General features: G+C 53.4%; 17 protein-coding genes. 12 read left to right on the forward strand and 5 right to left on the reverse strand.

Features of this window, described 5'->3' with window-relative positions; translation table 11 throughout:
- Window positions 1–80 precede the first annotated feature (80 nt).
- Window positions 81–869: a serine hydrolase gene (locus ACRQU7_RS01700; RefSeq protein ID WP_444643261.1), complete on the reverse strand. Its 789-nt coding sequence runs from the start codon at window positions 867–869 to the stop codon at window positions 81–83.
- A 355-nt stretch (window positions 870–1,224) separates the two neighbouring features.
- Here ACRQU7_RS01700 and ACRQU7_RS01705 point away from each other — a divergent pair, with 355 nt between their 5' ends.
- From ACRQU7_RS01705 to ACRQU7_RS01735, 7 genes are all read left to right on the forward strand, one after another.
- A complete protein-coding gene (locus ACRQU7_RS01705; protein ID WP_038322063.1) occupies window positions 1,225–2,310 on the forward strand; it encodes a galactose ABC transporter substrate-binding protein in 1,086 nt (361 codons plus the stop codon).
- A 113-nt stretch (window positions 2,311–2,423) separates the two neighbouring features.
- Window positions 2,424–3,923 carry a sugar ABC transporter ATP-binding protein gene (locus tag ACRQU7_RS01710; protein WP_444643264.1) on the forward strand — a complete coding sequence of 500 codons (1,500 nt, stop codon included), beginning with the start codon at window positions 2,424–2,426 and terminating at the stop codon, window positions 3,921–3,923.
- Between the two features lie 209 nt (window positions 3,924–4,132).
- The gene (mglC, locus tag ACRQU7_RS01715) at window positions 4,133–5,173 is read left to right on the forward strand and encodes a galactose/methyl galactoside ABC transporter permease MglC (protein ID WP_444645483.1); all 1,041 of its coding nucleotides are present in this window, start codon (window positions 4,133–4,135) and stop codon (window positions 5,171–5,173) included.
- 147 nt (window positions 5,174–5,320) lie between these two features.
- The gene (locus ACRQU7_RS01720) at window positions 5,321–6,925 is read left to right on the forward strand and encodes a response regulator (protein ID WP_444643266.1); all 1,605 of its coding nucleotides are present in this window, start codon (window positions 5,321–5,323) and stop codon (window positions 6,923–6,925) included.
- A 53-nt stretch (window positions 6,926–6,978) separates the two neighbouring features.
- Window positions 6,979–8,799 carry a sensor histidine kinase gene (locus ACRQU7_RS01725; RefSeq protein ID WP_444643268.1) on the forward strand — a complete coding sequence of 607 codons (1,821 nt, stop codon included), beginning with the start codon at window positions 6,979–6,981 and terminating at the stop codon, window positions 8,797–8,799.
- On the forward strand, window positions 8,796–9,770 hold the full coding sequence (locus ACRQU7_RS01730) for a substrate-binding domain-containing protein (protein WP_444643270.1): 975 nt from the start codon (window positions 8,796–8,798) through the stop codon (window positions 9,768–9,770). Before ACRQU7_RS01725 ends, ACRQU7_RS01730 begins: the two co-directional genes overlap by 4 nt.
- Before the next feature lie 12 nt (window positions 9,771–9,782).
- Window positions 9,783–10,832, forward strand: a complete 1,050-nt coding sequence (locus ACRQU7_RS01735) for a galactose ABC transporter substrate-binding protein (RefSeq protein WP_141826970.1) — start codon at window positions 9,783–9,785, stop codon at window positions 10,830–10,832.
- Between the two features lie 488 nt (window positions 10,833–11,320).
- Here ACRQU7_RS01735 and galE read toward each other — a convergent pair whose 3' ends face one another.
- The 3 genes from galE to ACRQU7_RS01750 are packed head-to-tail and all read right to left on the reverse strand — an operon-like array spanning window position 11,321 to window position 14,592.
- Window positions 11,321–12,316, reverse strand: a complete 996-nt coding sequence (galE, locus tag ACRQU7_RS01740; protein ID WP_444643273.1) for a UDP-glucose 4-epimerase GalE — start codon at window positions 12,314–12,316, stop codon at window positions 11,321–11,323.
- Entirely contained in the window at window positions 12,313–13,284 is a 972-nt protein-coding gene (galT, locus tag ACRQU7_RS01745; protein ID WP_141826971.1) for a galactose-1-phosphate uridylyltransferase, read from the reverse strand. The genes galE and galT overlap by 4 nt, the downstream gene beginning before the upstream one ends.
- Before the next feature lie 21 nt (window positions 13,285–13,305).
- Complete coding sequence (locus tag ACRQU7_RS01750; RefSeq protein WP_444643275.1) at window positions 13,306–14,592, reverse strand: galactokinase; 1,287 nt, start codon at window positions 14,590–14,592, stop codon at window positions 13,306–13,308.
- 242 nt (window positions 14,593–14,834) lie between these two features.
- Here ACRQU7_RS01750 and ACRQU7_RS01755 point away from each other — a divergent pair, with 242 nt between their 5' ends.
- The gene (locus ACRQU7_RS01755) at window positions 14,835–15,320 is read left to right on the forward strand and encodes a sigma-70 family RNA polymerase sigma factor (protein ID WP_444643277.1); all 486 of its coding nucleotides are present in this window, start codon (window positions 14,835–14,837) and stop codon (window positions 15,318–15,320) included.
- Window positions 15,313–16,701 (forward strand): serpin family protein, encoded by a 1,389-nt coding sequence (locus tag ACRQU7_RS01760; RefSeq protein ID WP_444643279.1) that lies wholly within the window; start codon window positions 15,313–15,315, stop codon window positions 16,699–16,701. The genes ACRQU7_RS01755 and ACRQU7_RS01760 overlap by 8 nt, the downstream gene beginning before the upstream one ends.
- Window positions 16,702–16,758: 57 nt before the next feature.
- Here ACRQU7_RS01760 and ACRQU7_RS01765 read toward each other — a convergent pair whose 3' ends face one another.
- Window positions 16,759–16,929 carry a hypothetical protein gene (locus ACRQU7_RS01765; protein ID WP_444643281.1) on the reverse strand — a complete coding sequence of 57 codons (171 nt, stop codon included), beginning with the start codon at window positions 16,927–16,929 and terminating at the stop codon, window positions 16,759–16,761.
- Between the two features lie 131 nt (window positions 16,930–17,060).
- Here ACRQU7_RS01765 and ACRQU7_RS01770 point away from each other — a divergent pair, with 131 nt between their 5' ends.
- The 3 genes from ACRQU7_RS01770 (at window position 17,061) to ACRQU7_RS01780 (ending at window position 18,630) form a co-directional block, all read left to right on the forward strand.
- Window positions 17,061–17,303, forward strand: a complete 243-nt coding sequence (locus tag ACRQU7_RS01770) for a helix-turn-helix domain-containing protein (protein ID WP_038322054.1) — start codon at window positions 17,061–17,063, stop codon at window positions 17,301–17,303.
- A gap of 62 nt (window positions 17,304–17,365) precedes the next feature.
- Window positions 17,366–17,608, forward strand: a complete 243-nt coding sequence (locus tag ACRQU7_RS01775) for a helix-turn-helix domain-containing protein (RefSeq protein WP_444643284.1) — start codon at window positions 17,366–17,368, stop codon at window positions 17,606–17,608.
- Window positions 17,609–17,748: 140 nt separating this feature from the next.
- Window positions 17,749–18,630 (forward strand): flagellin N-terminal helical domain-containing protein, encoded by an 882-nt coding sequence (locus ACRQU7_RS01780; protein ID WP_444643286.1) that lies wholly within the window; start codon window positions 17,749–17,751, stop codon window positions 18,628–18,630.
- Window positions 18,631–18,671 lie beyond the last annotated feature (41 nt).

The raw sequence follows: 18,671 nt of genomic DNA on the forward strand, positions 1-18,671 counted from the left end.
GGAATGACGCCTGGAATGGGAGAAAATTCATTACAGCTTTGTTATCAGATCTGCCCGAAAACCCGTTTCCGGTCTGAAAATCAGCATTGAGGCTGTAGGTCGTACAGCAGCTTGGTGATGTCCTGAATTGCCCTTTCAAAGAGCGGAACGTCCGTTTCATTCGAGCAGAAGCACGCCACAAAGGGCTGGGGCGCGAACACGATTCCGACGTCGTGGGTAATGCCGCCGTCCTCGCCGGTCTTGTGCGCGATTTTAACCTTTCCCTTGAAGTGAAACGGCATTTTCCCATTTAAGCGCTGATTCATCAGGATGGAAATCATTTCCTGAGAAGCCTTCGGCGAAATCAGCTCCCCGAGGTACATCTTTTCGAGCAGAAGGCCGATTTCCTTTGCGCAGATCCTGTTTTCCCTGCCCGCCGCGGATGCCTGTGCGTCAAAGAGCAGGCGGTTGACGGTGGTGACGTTCAGGCCGAGGCCCCGCATGCGCCGGTTGATGTTTTCCATGCCGAATTTTTTTATCAGCAGGTTGGTGGCGGTGTTGTCGCTCAGGATAATCATCAGGGTGTACAGGTCCTCCAGCGTCACTTCCAGGCCGGTGTGCATGTAGTTCAGCGCGCCGCAGGAGGGCAGCTTGTCCTCCTCCCGAATCCGGTAAAGCTCGTTTTTGTCGGCCGCGCCGGCTTCCATCTGCGCGAAGACCTCCGCCAGCACGGGGATTTTGATGACGCTCGCGGCGATCATCGGCTCTTCCGAGCGAACCTCCCATTTCTCGCCGGTCGTCAGATTTTTATAATAGAATCCGGTTTTCCCCGGCATCCCGTTCAGAATATCAAGAATTTTTCCGTTCATATTTCCCGCTTCCCAACCCATATTTTTTCCTCCCTATTATAGCCGTTTTGCCCGCTAGGCACAACAAAAATTTCGCCGGAGGGATGTTTGGGCCCGGAAAGGAGATACTTCTATATTTAGGTCACAAAAACCGTTGTTTTCTTTGAAATTTCTTCCGGTTTTTATAAAAAATAACCAATATATTTTAGGGAATCGCCTGCGGTTTAGCGAAACCTGTGAAGAAATTTAATAGAAGAGAAAAGAAAATCATATGGATTTTTTCGATTACGGAAGTTATACTATCCAATAGAACGATGCAAACGTCTTGAAATTTGTGCAATAGCACAAGAAAGACTTTGCGAACAGAACAATCAAAAAGAAAGTAGGGGATTTTTCAATGAAGAAAATTGTTGCATTGATTCTGGCCACATTGATGATGGCCTCAGCAGCAGCAGGCTGCTCAAGCGCTCCCGCAGAAAGCAAGGCAGCGGAAAGCAAAGCGGCTGAAAGCGCGGCGGCAAGCACGGCGGATGCCTCCGATGTGAACGTCGGCGTCTGCATCTACAAATTCGACGATACCTTCATGACGGGCGTCCGCAATAACATGACTGCTCAGGCAGGCACGCTGGGCGCGAAGCTCGACATCGTGGATTCCCAGAACAAACAGCCGACTCAGAACGAGCAGGTCGATACCTTTATCACCAAGGGCGTTACGGCGCTCGCCGTCAACCCGGTTGACCGCACCGCGGCCGCCCCGTTGGTAGAAAAAGCAAAAGCAGCAAGCCTTCCGATCGTGTTCCTGAATCGTGAGCCGGAAGCGGACGTCATGAAGAGCTACGACAAGGTCTGGTACGTAGGCGCAAAGGCGGAGCAGTCCGGCACCATGTCCGGCGAACTGATCGCCGATTACTTCAAGGCGAACAAAGACGCTGACAAAAACGGCGACGGCAAGGTCCAGTATGTGATGCTTCAGGGCGAGCCGGGCCATCAGGACGCTACTCTGCGCACACAGTATTCCGTACAGGCGATTAAAGACGCGGGCTTCGAGCCGGTAAAACTGGCTGCCGATACCGCAATGTGGGATAAAGTAAAAGCGACCGATCTGATGAACACCTTCATTTCCTCCCAGGGCCTTGACAAAATCGAAGCCGTTCTCGCCAACAACGATGATATGGCTCTCGGCGCAATCGAAGCTCTGAAAGCACAGGGCTACAACAAGGGCGACAAATCCAAGTATATTCCGGTCGTCGGTGTTGACGCTACAGCTCCCGCGCTGGAAGCAATGGCGGACGGCTCTCTGCTCGGCACAGTGCTGAACGACGGCGAAAACCAGGGCAAAGCGACCGTGAACATCGCAGTTGCAGCCGCTCAGGGCAAAGAGATCACCAAAGATACAGCCGGCTACGAAGTGACGGACGGCAAATATGTATGGATTCCTTATGTTAAGGTAACGGCTGAGAACTACAAAGATTTCCAGAAATAATTACAACTAATTCTCGGCTGAATTAGTAGTTTCAGGGGTTACTGTTCAACGGGGAATGACGAAGCGAACGCTTTGCGTTCCCCGTTGATTTTAGCAAAAAGGAGGAATGGTGTATGGGCGAATATGTGTTGGAGATGAAGAACATTACCAAAGTGTTTCCCGGCGTAAAAGCGCTGGACAACGTCAGCCTGAACGTGCGGCCAGGCAGCGTGCACGCTCTGATGGGCGAAAACGGGGCCGGGAAATCCACCCTGATGAAATGTCTTTTCGGAATCTACCAGGAAGACGACGGAGAGATCGTTTTGGACGGAAAAAAGGAAAATATTACAAGCTCAAAGCAGGCGCTCGATCTGGGCGTATCCATGATTCACCAGGAACTGCACCCCATTCGTTTCAGGCCGGTTATGGAAAATATCTGGCTGGGGCGTTTCCCGATGAGAGGGATTGCGGTCGACCGCAGGGCCATGATCCGCAAAACCAGGGATCTTTTTAAGGAGATTGACTTGGACGTCAATCCGGAGGTACTCGCCGGCAGCCTTTCCGCTTCCAACCTGCAGCTGGTTGAGATTGCGAAAGCTGTCAGCTACAATTCGAAGATAATTATCATGGATGAACCGACATCATCCTTGACGGATAATGAAACGGAACATCTTTTTAAGATTATACGTCAGCTGAAGGACAAGGGCTGCGCCATCATTTACATATCGCATAAGATGGAGGAAATCCTTAAAATCGCGGACGAGGTCACCATTATGCGTGACGGACAGGGCGTGGGCACCTGGCCCTCCACCGAGCTGACCACCGACCTGATCATCAGCCGGATGGTCGGCCGGGATATGACAAATCGCTTCCCGCCCAGAGCCCATACTCCGGGCGAAGAGGTCGTATTCAAGGTCAGCGATCTGTGTTCTCCTCTTCCCAAATCGTTCCAGCATGTCAGCTTTGAGCTGCACCGGGGCGAAATCCTTGGAATCGGCGGATTGGTCGGCGCGCAGCGCACCGAGCTGGTGGAAGCGCTGTTTGGGCTGAGAGCCATTGAATCCGGTACGGTGGAAAAGGACGGTCAGGAATTCAGGGTAAAATCCGTGTCGGACGCGAAAAAACACGGAATCGCACTTTTAACGGAGGAACGCCGCGCAACGGGCGTGTTCGGAATCCTTTCCGTTTTGGACAATACGGTCATCGCCAGCCAGAAGGATTACGCGAAAAGCGGCGTGCTCCAGCAGGGCAGGCGGCAGAAAGCGGCGAAGGAAGCCAACCAGCAGCTGAATGTCAAGACCCCCACGCTGGAAACCCTGATGCAGAACCTGTCGGGCGGCAATCAGCAAAAGGTTCTGATCGCGCGCTGGCTGCTCACGCATCCGGATATCCTGATTCTGGACGAACCGACCCGCGGGATCGACGTCGGCGCAAAATATGAAATCTATACGATTATGCTGGATTTGATCCGGCAGGGAAAATCAATCATCATGATTTCTTCCGAAATGCCCGAGCTGTTGGGCATGTCTGACAGGGTTATGGTCATGTGCGAAGGCAGAGTTTCAGGAATGCTGGACCGTGACGAAGCCAATCAGATCGAGGTTATGCGCCTGGCGACAAAATTCGTCCAGTAGTGTTAAAATTGAAAGTGAGGTTGCGTATGATGCAAGGAGAGAAAGTCATCCCCCGGCAAAAATTTGCCATCATTTACATAGCTGTCGGCCTTGTGCTGGCCGCTGTCGGCGCCGTCCTGAAGCTTGCGGTCTATAAGAAGACAATGTATGACATGCCTCTGATCCTGATCGGCATCGGCGTCATCCTGTGTATTTACGCGGGATTTCAGATGCTGAGCTCAGAGCGTCTGGGAGAGGTCGTGCTTTCGGGAAAATCGGCAAAGACCTTCCTGACAAACAACGCGATCATTCTTGCGCTGCTGGCGCTGGTGGTCGTCATCATCTTCATTGAGCCCCGTTTCATGCAGATCAAGGTTCTGCTCGATATCATGACGCAGTCGTCCACAAGGCTGATTATCGCCCTGGGCATCTGCTTTACCCTGCTGATTGCAGGTACCGACCTTTCCGCGGGCCGTATGGTCGGGCTTGCGGCGGTCATTTCCACATCGATGATGCAGACGGAAACTTACGCGAACCGCTTTTATCCCAACCTTCCGCAGCTCCCGGTGATCGTTTCCATTGTCGCGGCTGTGGTGGCGTGTCTGCTGTTTGGTGTTTTGAACGGCTATCTGGTCGCCCGGTTCGACATGCATCCGTTTATCGCGACCCTGGCCGTACAGGTTATCATTTACGGCGCGTGTTCCCTGTACTTCGATTTGCCCCCGAACAATTCCCAGCCGATCGGCGGCATCCGTCCGGATTTTTCGGCGCTTGGCCAGACAAAGCTGTTCAAATCCTTTTTCGGCGGGTTCTCCGTGTTGATTCCGATCGCGCTTTTGACCACGGTCATTATCTGGTTTGTACTCAATAAAACGGTGTTCGGCAAAAATGTTTATGCCATCGGCGGCAACCGCGAAGCGGCCATCGTTTCCGGCGTCAACGTATTTGCCACCATCATGGGTATCTTCATCCTGGCCGGCGGCCTCTACGGCGTCGGCGGTGTACTGGAAGCGGCAAGAACTGCAGGAGCTACGAACAACTACGGCAACGGCTATGAGCTGGACGCCATCGCGGCCTGTGTGGTCGGCGGTGTTTCGCTCAACGGCGGTGTCGGAAAGATCCGCGGGATTGTAACCGGCGTTTTGATCTTTACCGTTATTCAGTATGGTCTTCAGTTCATCAACGTAAGCCCGATGTGGCAGCAGATCATCAAGGGCATCATTATTGCCGTCGCTGTCGCAATTGACCTTTCCAAGTACAGAAAAAAATGATTTCTCCGTTTTACGTCTCATACTATTCCCGCGAACGGCCCGTGCAGAAAGACTGCGCGGGCCGTTCGCGCTCAGCTATCGATTGCATATCCGGCAAAAAAATGGTACAATAGTCACAGTTGCAGTACCGATTGGAGTGAAAATTTTATGGCACTTTACCGTGTTCTTCTTGTGGATGACGAAGAAGAAATACGAGAAGGCATTATTCGTAAGATAGATTGGGCCCGCTTGGGGTACACCATTGTCGGCGACGCGGAAAACGGGCTGGAGGCCCTGGAGAAAGCGGAGCATCTTCACCCGGACGTCGTCATGACGGACATTAAAATGCCGTTTATGGACGGGCTTGAGCTGGGGGAACGCCTGCGGGTGGTTCTGCCGTCGGCAAAGCTGATTATCTTTTCCGGGTTCGACGATTTTGAATACGCGCAGAAGGCGATCAAAATCAATGTGGCGGAATACGTCCTCAAACCGATCAATTCCAACGAGCTGACGGAAACGCTGAAAAAGCTGAAACAGCAGCTTGACCGGGAATTCGCGGAAAAGCGCGACGTGGAAATGCTGCGCAGAAATTATATGGACAGCCTTCCCGTGATGCGGGAGCAGTTTTTGGTCGGCCTGATCGAGGGCCGGATTTCCGAGGAGCGGCTGCGCGCGCAGGTGCCGCTTCTGCAGATCGACCTGACGGCGGCCGACCAGTGGGCGGTTGCGCTTGTCCGGGCGGATTCCGCACTGAAGGCAGACGCGGCCCTGCACGGGGAGGAGGAGCTGATCCCGATTTCCCTGAAATGCACCGTGGATGAAATTCTGGGGAATTACTGTGGGTTCACGAGCTTTCTTTACTCCGACTGCGTCGCGGTCATTGCGGAGCTGAAGCCGGAAAGCGGCATCGATTCCCTGATCAACGGAATGAACCAGATATGCAAGTCCGCCGAGCGGGTGCTCGGCGTGAAGGTCATGGCCGGGGTGGGCACGGTGTGTTCCGTTTTGACGGAAATCCGCCATTCCTACCGGGAAGCACAGAACGCGCTGGACTACAGCGCGACCATGGGCTCCGGAAAAGCCATTTATATTGCGGATGTCGAGCCGGAAACCTCTGTACGGCTCCAGTTCGACGAACACGACGAGCGGGAAATCACCAATGCGATCAAGATGGGCTCCGAGCAGGAAATTGCCGACCGGATCAACGCGCTTTTCACGCGCTTTGAAACGCTTCTGCTTCCGCTCAGCCAGTACCAGATCTATGTCATGGAGATGATGACCTCTCTGCTGAAGGTCATGCACGCTTACGAACTGAGCACGGAAGAAATTTTCGGCGTGGATTTCAATTACGTCAACACCATCGCGTCCCTGCATTCGCCGGCTGAGATGAAGCAGTGGTGCACGGATTCCTGTATCAAAATCAGCACGCTGATTAAGCGCGAGCGTGTGGATTCCACCAAGCTGCTTGCGCAGAACGCAAAGCAGTATATCGCGGGGCATTATCAGAACAGCGACCTTTCCGTCGAAAGCCTTTGCTCGTTTCTGCACGTCAGCCCCGCCTACTTTTCAACGGTCTTTAAGCGGGAGACCGGCATGAGCTTTGTCGCTTATCTGACGGAGGTGCGCCTGCAGGAGGCGGTCAACCTTCTGAATACCACCGGAGACAAAACTTATGTGATTGCGGGCAAGGTGGGTTATACCGAGCCCAATTATTTCAGCTATGTCTTTAAACGGAAGTTTGGTGTGTCACCATCAAAATACAGAAGCAACTGAAGCGTAGGCGAAATGCCGCGCCGTTTTACGGCGGCGGGCCTGGAGTTGATACGATGCGGAAAAAAGCAAGGGACTTTATCGATAAAATAACCCAGCTTCTGCAGAAAAAAAGCCTGCAGTTTACTATTTCCATCACTTTTACCGCTGTTTCGGTGGTGGGGATGCTGATTGTCGGCGGTTCCCTTTCCATGCGTTTTATCAGCTCCAGCGAAGAAATGGTCTCGGACGACAGCACGCGTATGGTCGACCAGGTCAACCTGAACCTGGACAACTATCTGCGCAACATGATGCGCATTTCCGACTCCATGTATTACCGCGTGATCAAGAATGCCGATCTGGCTACGGACAACATCAGCAACGATATGAGTCTGCTCTATGAGACAAACCGGGACCTGCTCATCAGCATCGGCGTGTTTTCCAATTCCGGCGAGGTCATTGCCGCCGAGCCGCTGACGCAGCTGAAACCCTCCGCCAACGTAAGCGAGGAAAACTGGTTTAAAAACGCCGCACGCAAGATTGAAAACTGCCATTTTTCCACGCCGCATGTGCAGAACCTGTTTGTGGACCCAGACAACAAGTACCGGTGGGTCGTTTCTCTCAGCCGTTCGGTGGAGCTGACCAGCGCCGGTTCGATCACCCACGGCGTTCTGCTGGTCGACATGAACTTCAGCGGGATCGAACAGATCTGCAAGAATGTCGATCTGGGCGAATCGGGCTATATCTATCTGATTGACGGGAACGGGGAGATCATCTACCACCCCCGCCAGCAGCTGATCTATTCCAATCTGATTCATGAAAACAACTATGCCGCCGCCAGGTACGACGACGGAAACCATAACGAGACCTTTGAGGGGCAGCAGCGGCTGGTCACGGTCAAAACCGCGGGGTATACCGGCTGGAAAATCATTGCCGTCACCCCCACACAGGACATTACCTCCAATTATCAGCAGTTCCGGCTTTTCGCGCTGTTCTTTCTCTTCTTCGCGATCTTTCTCATGATCTTCGTCAACATGTTCCTGTCCTCCCGCATCGCCAACCCGCTCAAGGAGCTGGAGCTTTCCGTCAAGGAGCTTGACCGGGGAAATCTGAGCGGGGTGGATATTTCCGTCTCCGGCTCCTACGAGGTGCAGCATCTGGGCAAGACGATCCGCTCCATGGTCGATCAGATGCGCCGGCTGATGGACGATATTGTGGCGGAGCAGGAATCCAAGCGAAGAAGCGAGCTGGACGCGCTGCAGTCCCAGATTAACCCCCATTTTCTGTACAATACGCTGGATTCCATCATCTGGATGGTTGAAAACGAGCGGTACGACGGCGCGGTCACCATGGTAACGGCGCTGGCAAGGCTTTTCCGCATCAGCCTTTCCCAGGGGAAAAACATCATCACCGTGTCGGACGAGCTCGAGCACGTGCGCAATTACCTGACCATACAGAAAATGCGGTATAAAAACAAATTCAGCTACGAGATTTCAGCCGAGCCGGAAACGCTGAAATGCGCCACCATCAAGCTGATCGTCCAGCCTCTGGTGGAAAACGCCATCTATCACGGCATGGAATTTATGAGCGGCGACGGTGAAATCCGCATTAAAGCTTACCGTGAAGGAAATGATCTCTATATCGACATTATCGACAACGGCCTCGGTATGCCGCAGGAGCAGGCGGACGCGCTGCTGACGCAGGAAACCACAAAGGTGCGCGGAAAGGGTTCGGGCATCGGGCTGAAAAACGTGCAGGAACGCATTCAGCTCTATTTCGGCAGCGAATACGGGCTTGCTATTTACAGCGAACCGGACGAGGGAACCACCGCCAGAATCCATCTGCCGCTGAAAACGATGGAGGAAGCCGAAGGAAACGAAGGGGGCGGGACCAAATGACCAGAAATAAAATAAAGGTGTTTATCCTGATTCTGTTCGCGTTTGCGGGTTCCTTTCTGATTTTGAACCGGGACCGGTTTTTTGAAAAGAAAAACAGCGATCCATACGAAATATCCGTCATCTGGCGCAGCAAAAGCACGGAGAGCAGCACCACCATCAAGCAGGGGATCGATCAGGCGGCGAGGGATTTTAACGCGGAGGTCAGCTTTATCACCCTGTCGGGGGAAAACAACGCGGGGGAACAGATTTCCCTGCTCCAGCGCGAAATCAATAACGGCGCGGACGCCATTGTGATCGCTCCCGTCAATTCGACGGATCTGAAGGAGCCGATCGAAAAGGCCCAGAAAGGCGTTCCGGTCGTCGCCATGCAGTCCACGGTGACGACCATCAAGGATCTGCCCACCATTTCGTGCGACAATCAGAAGCTGGGCAGCGCTCTGGCGGAGACGATCCTGAAAAACGGGGGCGGGCGCGGCCATATCGCCATTCTGCGCAACAGCATGGACTGCAGCAATATTCAGCAGCGCTACCTCGGCGTGCTGCAGACGCTCAAATCCTCCCAATACGATATGGAATCCTGGGAAATCCCCAACGATTCCCAGGAAGCGTATGATACGGTCAAAAGAATGCTGCAGACCAGCGGCGCCGATACGCTGGTCGCGCTGGACGCGTCGGCGCTGGAAGCCGCCGCGAAAGCGGAAAAGGACCTTTTGAAAGCCGGGAGAACCCAGGTGCAGATTTACGGGATAGGCCGGACGAATACGGTGGTTTCCCTTCTGGAAGAAAAGATCATCAATTCCCTCGGGGTGGAAAACGAATACAATCTGGGGTACATCAGCATCCGTACGGCGGTGGAAAAAATCAACAATAAGCAGGCGACCGGTCAGGCCAGCATTAATTTCGCAATCGTAAATCATGAGAACATGTATAATTCCGACAACCAAAGGCTGCTTTTTCCGTTTGTAAGATAATGGGGGAGAAATATGAAAAGCTTTATCAGAATCATGGCTTTTACGCTGGCAGCCGCGATGCTGCTTCCTCTGGCTGCCTGTGATTCGGGCAGGGGCGGGGGAAAGGTGGAAACGGTGAAAATCGGGATTTCCCTTTACCGCAAGGATGACACCTTCGTGGCGAGCCTTTGCACCTGCCTGGAAAGGGTGGCGAAGCAGAAGGAAACCGAGTCGGGCAAGAAGATCGTGGTCAATATGGTGGACGGACAGTCCAGCCAGGCGCTGCAGAACGATCAGGTGGACAGCTTTATTTCCCAGAATTACGACGTGATCTGTGTCAACATGGTCGACCGGACCGCGGCCGCGGTGATTGTGGACAAGGCGAAGGCCGCCAACATCCCGGTGATCTTTTTCAACAGGGAGCCGGTGGAGGAGGATATCCGCCTGTGGGAGCGGGCGTATTACGTGGGGGCGGATGCGGCCCAGTCCGGGCGGCTGCAGGGAGAAATCATTGCGGAAGCCTTTCAGAAAAACCGCGCCGAGATCGATAAAAACGGCGACGGGAAGATTCAGTATGTCATGCTGGAAGGGGAGCAGGGACATCAGGACGCGCTTTTGAGAACGGAATATTCCATTAAGGCCGTTACCAGCGCGGGGATTCAGGTGGAGAAGCTGGCGAACGACACCGCCAACTGGCAGCGCGCGCAGGGGTCGGCGAAAATGACCCAGTGGCTCGCAAAATTCGGCGACCGGATCGAGGTCGTTTTCTGCAACAACGACGATATGGCGCTCGGCGCGATCGACACGGTCAAGGACAGCAAAACGAAGGTGCACCCTGCGATCGTGGGGGTCGACGCGACGGAAAGCGGCCTGAACGCCATTAAGGACGGCAGCATGTTCGGCACGGTCTTCAACGACGCGCAGGGGCAGGCCAAAGCGATCTTCGATCTGTCCTACGCTCTGGCTACCGGGGAAAGCCCGTCTACAAAGCTGAATATCCAGAACGAGCATTATATCCGCATCCCCTACCGCGCGGTAACGGTGAGCAACGCCGATGAGATTCTGAATATTCTGAAGGAGTAGGACCGTCAGGTCGGGAAGCGGACCATGCGGTCGGTACGCGCCTACGGCGATGCTCTCAGGAGGCAAGAGGAGGTAATAGGCGGACTCCCTCAGTCAAGCTACGCTTGCCAGCTCCCTCAAAGAGGGAGCCAAGGGGTTGCTTTTCCGTTCCCCCGACAATGAAAACCACAATAATACCGTGTCACACAAAGGTATTACGGGGATACCTTGGGGGTGCAGGGGGATTTTATGGAACCCTCCCGCCGGGAATTCAAAATCCCCCTGCGCGTCCTTTGCCTACTTTCGGACAAGAGAGAAAGTAGGGGCCTGCCCGGCCTGAGGGCAAAGTGAACGATTAGAAACAGGAATCCGGAAAGCACTGTGCTTCAGAACGAAGTCCCTTCTCCGCGGACCTCCCTCTGAGAGGGAGGCGGGAGCAATTGGAGGGAGTTTCATAAAAAAACAGCGCCGGAGAGCGGTTACTCCCCCGGCGCTGTTAAATTCGGTTACTATTTGTTCCTGATGAAATTCCAGCTGTCACGGCACATCTCGTCAAGGCCGTATTCAGCCTCCCAGCCGAGCTCGTTTTTCGCTTTGGACACGTCCGCGTAGCACTCGGTGATATCTCCCGCCCTGCGCGGGGCAATTTTATAAGCGACCATTTTTCCGCTTGCCTTTTCAAACGCGTGGACCACGTCGAGTACGCTGCTGCCCTTGCCGGTGCCGAGGTTGTAGGCCTGCGCTCCGTCGATCTGGGGCAGCTTTTCCAGCGCCTTCAGATGTCCGACGGCAAGGTCGCAGACATGGATGTAGTCGCGCACGCCGGTGCCGTCCGGCGTCGGGTAATCGTCGCCGTAAACGCTCAGGCAGGGAAGCTGGCCGACCGCCACCTTCATGATGTACGGCATCAGGTTGTTCGGGATTCCGTTCGGGTTTTCGCCGATCAGGCCGCTCTGGTGCGCGCCGATCGGGTTGAAGTAGCGAAGAAGCGCAACCTTCCAGCTCTTATCGGCAAAGCAGAGATCTTTTAAAATGGTTTCGATCATCAGCTTGGTCGTGCCGTAAGGATTGGTGGTGGAAAGCGGCATATCCTCCTTGAACGGCGCGGTGTTGTTCATGCCGTATACCGTGGCGGAGGAGCTGAACACCAGCTGATAAACCCCGTACTGCTTCATCAGGCGGAGCAGGTTGATGGTGCCCACCAGATTGTTGTGGTAATATTCCAGCGGCTTGCCGACGGATTCGCCGACCGCCTTGAGTCCGGCAAAATGGATGACCGCGTCTATTTTGTTTTCCTTGAAAATTTTTTCAAACCCGTCATAGTCGAGCATGTCGCATTCGTAGATGGGAAAGGTCTTGCTGGTAAGCTTTTCCACGATCTTCAAAACGTCGGGGGAGGAGTTGCAGTAATTATCCATTACCACGATTTCATATCCGCTGTTTAAAAGCTCAATGCAGGTGTGGGAACCGATGTACCCTGCACCGCCGGTAACCAATACTCTCATTTTTGATTCTCCTTATAACGTTTGTATGCCTCGCGGAGCTCCTGTGCGGTCTCCTCGGGACAGGTCGGGTTGCAGCAGGCCCAGGCGCCTGTTTCGCTGGAGGCGTTGAATTTCTGTTTTTCCGCGCTCCTCATCGGCGGGAAGAACTCAATGTGGAAATGGAAGTCCTTTGAATAATCGCCCATGTTGACGGGAGCGTTGTGCATACACATCATATACGGGAACCGGTAATGGAACAGGCTGTCGAGCATCCCGACGGTGTCGCGGATGGTCAGGCCGAGGGACGCCCTTTCTTCCCCGGTAAAATTCGTCATATATTCCGTATGACGGTTTGATACAATGTATACGCCGTAGGGATACTCGCTGTAGAACGGAAGGAAAACCGTAAAATGCTCGTTGTGGAAGATGATCCGCCGGTCCTCTTTCCGCTCGTTTTTGAGCATGTCGCAGAACAGACACTCGTGCCTTTCTTCATAATACTCTTTTGCCGCGTTGGTTTCAAGTTCCAACTTTTTTGGCAGAAACGGGTAGCCGTAAATCTGGCCGTGCGGATGCGGCATGGTTACGCCAACCACTTCCCCGCGGTTTTCAAAAGGGAACACATATTTGATTTTCTCGTCGGCGCGGAGCGCGTCGAAGCGCTCGCACCACAAATCCACCAGCTTTTTCATATGGCTGTCGGAAAGCTCCGGCAGGGTCGCCGTATGATTGGGAGAATATAAGATCACTTCGCATTTGCCGTAGCTTGGCCGGACTTTAAAGAAATCGGTCGCAACGTCGTCCGGCTCCGGCGGGTTCTGGGAAAGAGCAGGAAAATCGTTGTCGTATTTCATTACGTCGTAGTCCGGCACATTGCCGAAGCTCGGGCAGAACGGGCAGTAATCCCTGGGCATCTGCGGGCGGTCCTGCCTGTTGGAAGCGATCATAATCCAATCCTTTATCAAAGGATGCCATCTTAACTCAGCCATGAAAAAGCCCTCCTGAAATTTTTATATCATCTTCGTGCCGCCGACCGGACGGATGGACAGGGTGTGGCAGCTGCCTTTCCCAAGCACAGCTTCCATTTTCTCCACGAATTCACCGAGGGAATCCTGCGGGACAAACGTCTGCACCGTTCCGGCGAAGCCGCCGCCGTGCACGCGGTAAGCGCCGCCCTTTCCGGCTAAAAACTTCTGGCAGAGCGCCAGCGTCAGGGACATGCCCTGCTCCTGCACGTGCGCCGGAGAAAAGACGTTCTGCAGGTACATATAGGAGGAGTATCCGCTTTCAATAATCTGCCGCTTAAACGTTTCAAAGTCGTTGTCCTTTAAAGCCGCGACCTCTTTCAAAACTCTCGCGTTGTCGGAGAAGAAATGGATGGCGCGCAGCACGGCCCGGTCGCCCGTCTTTTCCCGCAGCGCGGAAATGTTCTGATAAAACGTTTCTTCGTCCACCTCGGACAGCACTTCTTTGCCGAAAAACGCCGCTACCTTCCGCATTTCGGCGGGAACGGCCGCGTAGTCCGGCGTCAGGTCGGAGTGGCTGCCCTTGGTGTCGATGATGCACAGGGCGTAGCCGCATTTCGCAAAGTCAAAATGGACCTGTTCGACCCTGGGCGCCTCGGCGTCCCTGAAATCGATGGTGACGAACCCGCCGACCGAGCTGGCCGCCTGGTCCATCAGCCCGCAGGGCTTTCCGAAATATCTGTTTTCCGCGTACTGGCCGATCTGCGCGATTTTCAGCGCGCTTTCCCTGCCGCCGCAGAACAGATCGTTGACGACGGTGCCGATCAGCACCTCAAAAGCCGCTGAGGAAGAAAGCCCGGAACCGGCGAGCACGTTGGAGGTGGTGTAGGCGTCGAATCCGCCGACGGTGTGGCCGAGCTGGGAGAAGCGGCTCAAAATTCCGCGGATGAGGGAAACGGATTTGTTGCGCTCGCTTTCTTTGATATCCAGTTCCTTTGCGCTTAAATCATCCATGGGGTAACCTTCGGATTTTACCCGCACCCGGCCGCTGCTGCCGGCGGAAACTACCGCGATCACGTCGAGATTTACGCTCGCGGCAAGCACGCGGCCCCTTTGATGGTCGGTGTGGTTGCCGCCCACCTCCGTTCTGCCGGGCGCGCTGAAAATATGGATATCCCGTCCCTCGCCGAACAGCTTTTCAAAATTTTCCACTGCAAGCAGCAGCCTTTTCCGATAATCCGCCACTTTTTCGTAGCCGCAGACATATAAATAGGACAGGTTTTCATCCAGTTTTCCCTGAGTAATCCATTCTTTTACTTTTGCAGACAGCATTTTGTTACCCCCTGTATCTTTTTGATGAGGACGAAAATGATTATTATGCAATATCTGACTATATTCTATTCCAATCATCGGCTGTTTGCAAGGACAATATACTCAATTTTATAGACTTATGTTGCATGGACGGGCTTGCTTCCAAGCACTTCCGCCAGCGCCGAAAAATATTTTTTTGATGTCCCGGCGAGGTGCAAGCCGGGAGCTTTTTGAATCGTATTGTATCTGAAGGAGGCGAAAAGGTGAAAACAGTAATCGACGCGGACAGCAGGATTCAGTCGTGCCTTGCCCGCTATTCTGACATGGTCGTGCGCATCGCGTTCCAGAATGTCAAAAGCAGGGCGGAAGCGGAGGACATTGCGCAGGAGGTGTTTCTGCGGCTCTTTACGCTCGGCCCGGACTTTACAAGCGCCGAGCATGAAAAGGCGTGGATCATCCGGGTGACGATCAACCTGTGCAAGGATTATCTGAAATCCTCGTGGTTCCGGAGAAGGGCCGTTCTGGAGGATAACCTCCTGTCCCGCGACGGGAACGGAGAGGTTCTGGACGCGGTCATGCGGCTTGACCCGAAGTTCAGGAATGTGATTTATCTGCATTATTACGAGGACATGAGCGTGACTGAGATCGCGTCCGCTTTGCAGCAGAAGGAAAATACGGTTTCCTCCTGGCTGCACCGGGCAAGAAAGCAGCTGAAAAAATCGCTGACGGGAGGTTTTGACGATGAATAGGGACAAATATATTTCCGAACTGAATGAAATAAAGGCGTCGGAAGATTTTCAACAAAAAACAGTGGAACTGTTGAAAAATCTTCCGGCGGACAGAGAGCCGGAAAAGAAAAGAAAGCCGCTGCGGCTGGTGCTGGTTCCCGCGCTTGCGGTGGTGCTGGTCTGCGGACTGCTGCTGAGCGGCGTGCTGTTTCCGCTCAGTACGGTCAGCGCTTCCGAAAACCTGATGAACGGCGTTTCGGCGAATAAAATCGATGTGAAGGGCAGCGTGAGCGAAGACTTTATCCGCAGCCAGCAGGATTTTTCCGTAAAGCTGTTCCGGGAATCCGTCGCAAAAGGTCAGAATTCCCTCGTGTCGCCGGTTTCGGTCTCCCTTGCGCTCGGCATGACGGCCAACGGCGCGGGCGGCGAAACGCTGACCCAGTTTGAAAAGCTGCTGGGCGGGGGAATGGACATCACGGAGCTCAACCGAAACGAGTACCTTCTCACAAACCAGCTGAAATCCATTACGGACGGCAAGCTGCAGATTGCCAATTCTATCTGGTACCGCGACAAAAACCTGACGGTGCAAAAGGGCTTCCTTCAGAAGAACGCCGATTATTTCGGCGCGGGCGCGTTTCAGCTCGATTTTGGGAAGCAGTCGACCGTGAATAAAATCAACGGCTGGGTGAAGGAAAACACCGGCGGGAAAATCGATAAAATGGTGAGCCAAATCGACGATACGACCACGATGTATCTGATTAACGCGCTCTATTTCGAGTCGGACTGGCGGATCGCCTACAAAGACTATCAGGTCAGAGACAGGGAATTTCAGGCCCCGGGCGGGAAGGTAACCGTACCGTTTATGAATTCCGAAGAAATCTATCTGCACGACGGAAAATCCGACGGGATTCTGAAACCTTTTAAGGACGACCGCTTTGCCCTCATGGCGATTCTGCCGAAGGAAGGCGTAGGGCTGGACGAATATATCGCGCAGATGACGGGGGAATCGTTCGCTGTTCTGCTCGATTCCGCCGGAGAAGGACAGGCGGATTCCTACCTGCCGAAATTTAAATATGAATTTTCCGTCGGCCTGAACGACCCGCTGAAGGCGCTGGGTCTGACGGATGCCTTTGACGCCGACCGGGCCGATTTCCGCTCCATGGGCAGTTCCCCGGACGGACCGCTGTTTATCAGCGATGTGCTGCACAAGACTTTCATTCAGGTGGATGAGCTGGGGGCCAAGGCCGGTGCCGCCACTTCGGTTTCCATGGCCGCGACAAGCGCAGCCCCTGTTCAGGAGCAAAAGGAGGTCGTGTTCGACCGCCCGTTCCTCTATGCGATTGTGGATACACAGACAAAGCTGCCCGTCTTTATCGGCACGGTCAGCAATCCGAAAGAATAATATACTGGATACTGGCAAAAACAGAAGGGGCGACGGCTGAAAGCCGCCGTCCCTCTTTTATTGATGCAGATCGGTTTTTTCCGAAGCTTCACGGATTTTAAATTCCGTTATCGTTGGTTTCCCTTCCATATAGTCATTCTCCCCTTTCTGCTGCGCTTTTACAAGCAGTTCGACAGCATCCTCCACCTTCGCCGCGAGTTCAAAATACATTTTTCGATAGTCCGGCATTGCAACCTCCTCTATATCAACTATATATAGTTAATATAGCACAATGCTCTGAAAAGTCAACTATAAATGGGTAATCTTTTAAAGAAAAATTGAGTAAACTAAAATTAACTATTTATAGTTAGGATGATGATATGAGAATCGGGGAAGCAGTAGCGGAACGAATCGAGCAATTATGCAGGGAAAAGGAAATTACCCTAAACAAATTGGGGACGATTTCCGGAGTCACCCAATCGACTTTAAACAATATCGTCAGCGGGGTAAGCAAGAATCCGACGATCTCCACCATTAAAAAAATTTGTGACGGTCTTAATATCAGCATCGTCCAATTTTTCGATACGCCCGAGTTCCGTAATTTAGAGCAGGAAGTCAAGTGATTGCTTTCCTGCTTTTCCGTTTTTCAGGAGTTCCGGAATTTACAGCTTTTAGGAGGGTTCATGTGAATACAAGACAGGCAGTCGCAGACAGAATTATTGAGCTGTGCAGAGAAAGGAATATGACGCCGAATGCGTTGAGCTACCATGCCGCGGTACCACAGTCGACGATTAAGAGCATCTTAAATAATGAAAGCCAAAATCCCGGTATTGTGACGATTAAGAAGCTGTGCGACGGGTTAGGTATTTCCTTGCCCGATTTCTTCGATACTCCTGAATTCCGCGGTCTGGAGCAGGAAATCAGGTAACAGCCGTTTATTGAAATCCCTGTTTTTTTATTTCGCAGGGAATTATGTAAATTTTCCGCCGGAGGAAACGATATATTAAATAGAACTTAAAAACAGCGGCGAAAGGACTCGCCGCTTTCGGATTTTAGGGAGTAATCAAAATGGTGATCCAGCATAATCTCAGCGCGCTTTTCGTGCTGCGCCAGCTTTCCATCAATCAGGCGCTGTGCGATAAAAGCATCATGAGGCTTTCGTCCGGATACCGCATCAATTCCGCTGCGGATGACCCGGCGGGCCTTGCCGTGTCTGAAAAAATGCGGTCGCAGATCCGTGGCCTGCAGGCCGCGCAGCAGAACACGCAGGACGGCATCAGCATGATTCAGACCGCGGAAGGGAACCTGAACGAGACCCAGTCCATCCTGAGCCGGATGATGGAGCTCGCGGTGCAGTCCTCCAACGGGACTTATCAGAACGACACGGACCGAAAAAATTCCGGCAAGGAATTTGAGGCGCTGAAAAAAGAAATTGACCGGATTGCAAAAACCACCGATTTTAACGGGACCAAACTGCTTGACGGCGGCCTGGCCGAAATAACGGACCCCTCCGACCCCGGGTTTGGGAAGGACGGCATCACGCTGCAGATCGGGGCCGAAAATTCGGAGGACAGCAAATATACCGTCCATATCCCCGATATGGGGACGAAAGGGCTGGGCCTGGACGGAGCCTCCATTGACACGCAGGAGGACGCGCAGAAAGCCATTGACCTTATCAAAAAGGCGGCCGATGCGGTCGCCGGAGCGCGCGGCAGTCTGGGCGCCGCCCAGAACGGGCTGGAGCGCCATCTGAGCTGCCTTTCCACGATGGAGGACAATCTGACGGCGGCGGAAAGCCGTATTCGCGACGTGGATATGGCGCGGGAAATGACGGAACTGGTGCGGCACAATATTCTGGTCCAGGCGGGCATGGCGATGCTGGCGCAGGCGAACCTGCAGCCTCAGCGGATTTTAAAGCTGCTGGAAGACAGTCTGCCGAAAAACCAATAGGAACCGATAAAGAAAGCATCGGAGCGGGAATTTCCGCTCCG

The sequence above is a fragment of the Caproiciproducens puteiluti genome, assembly GCF_052442865.1.
GTDB lineage: Bacteria > Bacillota > Clostridia > Oscillospirales > Acutalibacteraceae > Caproiciproducens.

Coding starts and splice junctions, on each gene's coding strand:
- ACRQU7_RS01700 (WP_444643261.1), bottom strand. CDS start 869: ATGGGTTGGGAAGCGGGAAATATGAACGGAAAAATTCTTGATATTCTG.
- ACRQU7_RS01705 (WP_038322063.1), top strand. CDS start 1,225: ATGAAGAAAATTGTTGCATTGATTCTGGCCACATTGATGATGGCCTCA.
- ACRQU7_RS01710 (WP_444643264.1), top strand. CDS start 2,424: ATGGGCGAATATGTGTTGGAGATGAAGAACATTACCAAAGTGTTTCCC.
- mglC (WP_444645483.1), top strand. CDS start 4,133: ATGCTGAGCTCAGAGCGTCTGGGAGAGGTCGTGCTTTCGGGAAAATCG.
- ACRQU7_RS01720 (WP_444643266.1), top strand. CDS start 5,321: ATGGCACTTTACCGTGTTCTTCTTGTGGATGACGAAGAAGAAATACGA.
- ACRQU7_RS01725 (WP_444643268.1), top strand. CDS start 6,979: ATGCGGAAAAAAGCAAGGGACTTTATCGATAAAATAACCCAGCTTCTG.
- ACRQU7_RS01730 (WP_444643270.1), top strand. CDS start 8,796: ATGACCAGAAATAAAATAAAGGTGTTTATCCTGATTCTGTTCGCGTTT.
- ACRQU7_RS01735 (WP_141826970.1), top strand. CDS start 9,783: ATGAAAAGCTTTATCAGAATCATGGCTTTTACGCTGGCAGCCGCGATG.
- galE (WP_444643273.1), bottom strand. CDS start 12,316: ATGAGAGTATTGGTTACCGGCGGTGCAGGGTACATCGGTTCCCACACC.
- galT (WP_141826971.1), bottom strand. CDS start 13,284: ATGGCTGAGTTAAGATGGCATCCTTTGATAAAGGATTGGATTATGATC.
- ACRQU7_RS01750 (WP_444643275.1), bottom strand. CDS start 14,592: ATGCTGTCTGCAAAAGTAAAAGAATGGATTACTCAGGGAAAACTGGAT.
- ACRQU7_RS01760 (WP_444643279.1), top strand. CDS start 15,313: ATGAATAGGGACAAATATATTTCCGAACTGAATGAAATAAAGGCGTCG.
- ACRQU7_RS01765 (WP_444643281.1), bottom strand. CDS start 16,929: ATGCCGGACTATCGAAAAATGTATTTTGAACTCGCGGCGAAGGTGGAG.
- ACRQU7_RS01770 (WP_038322054.1), top strand. CDS start 17,061: ATGAGAATCGGGGAAGCAGTAGCGGAACGAATCGAGCAATTATGCAGG.
- ACRQU7_RS01780 (WP_444643286.1), top strand. CDS start 17,749: ATGGTGATCCAGCATAATCTCAGCGCGCTTTTCGTGCTGCGCCAGCTT.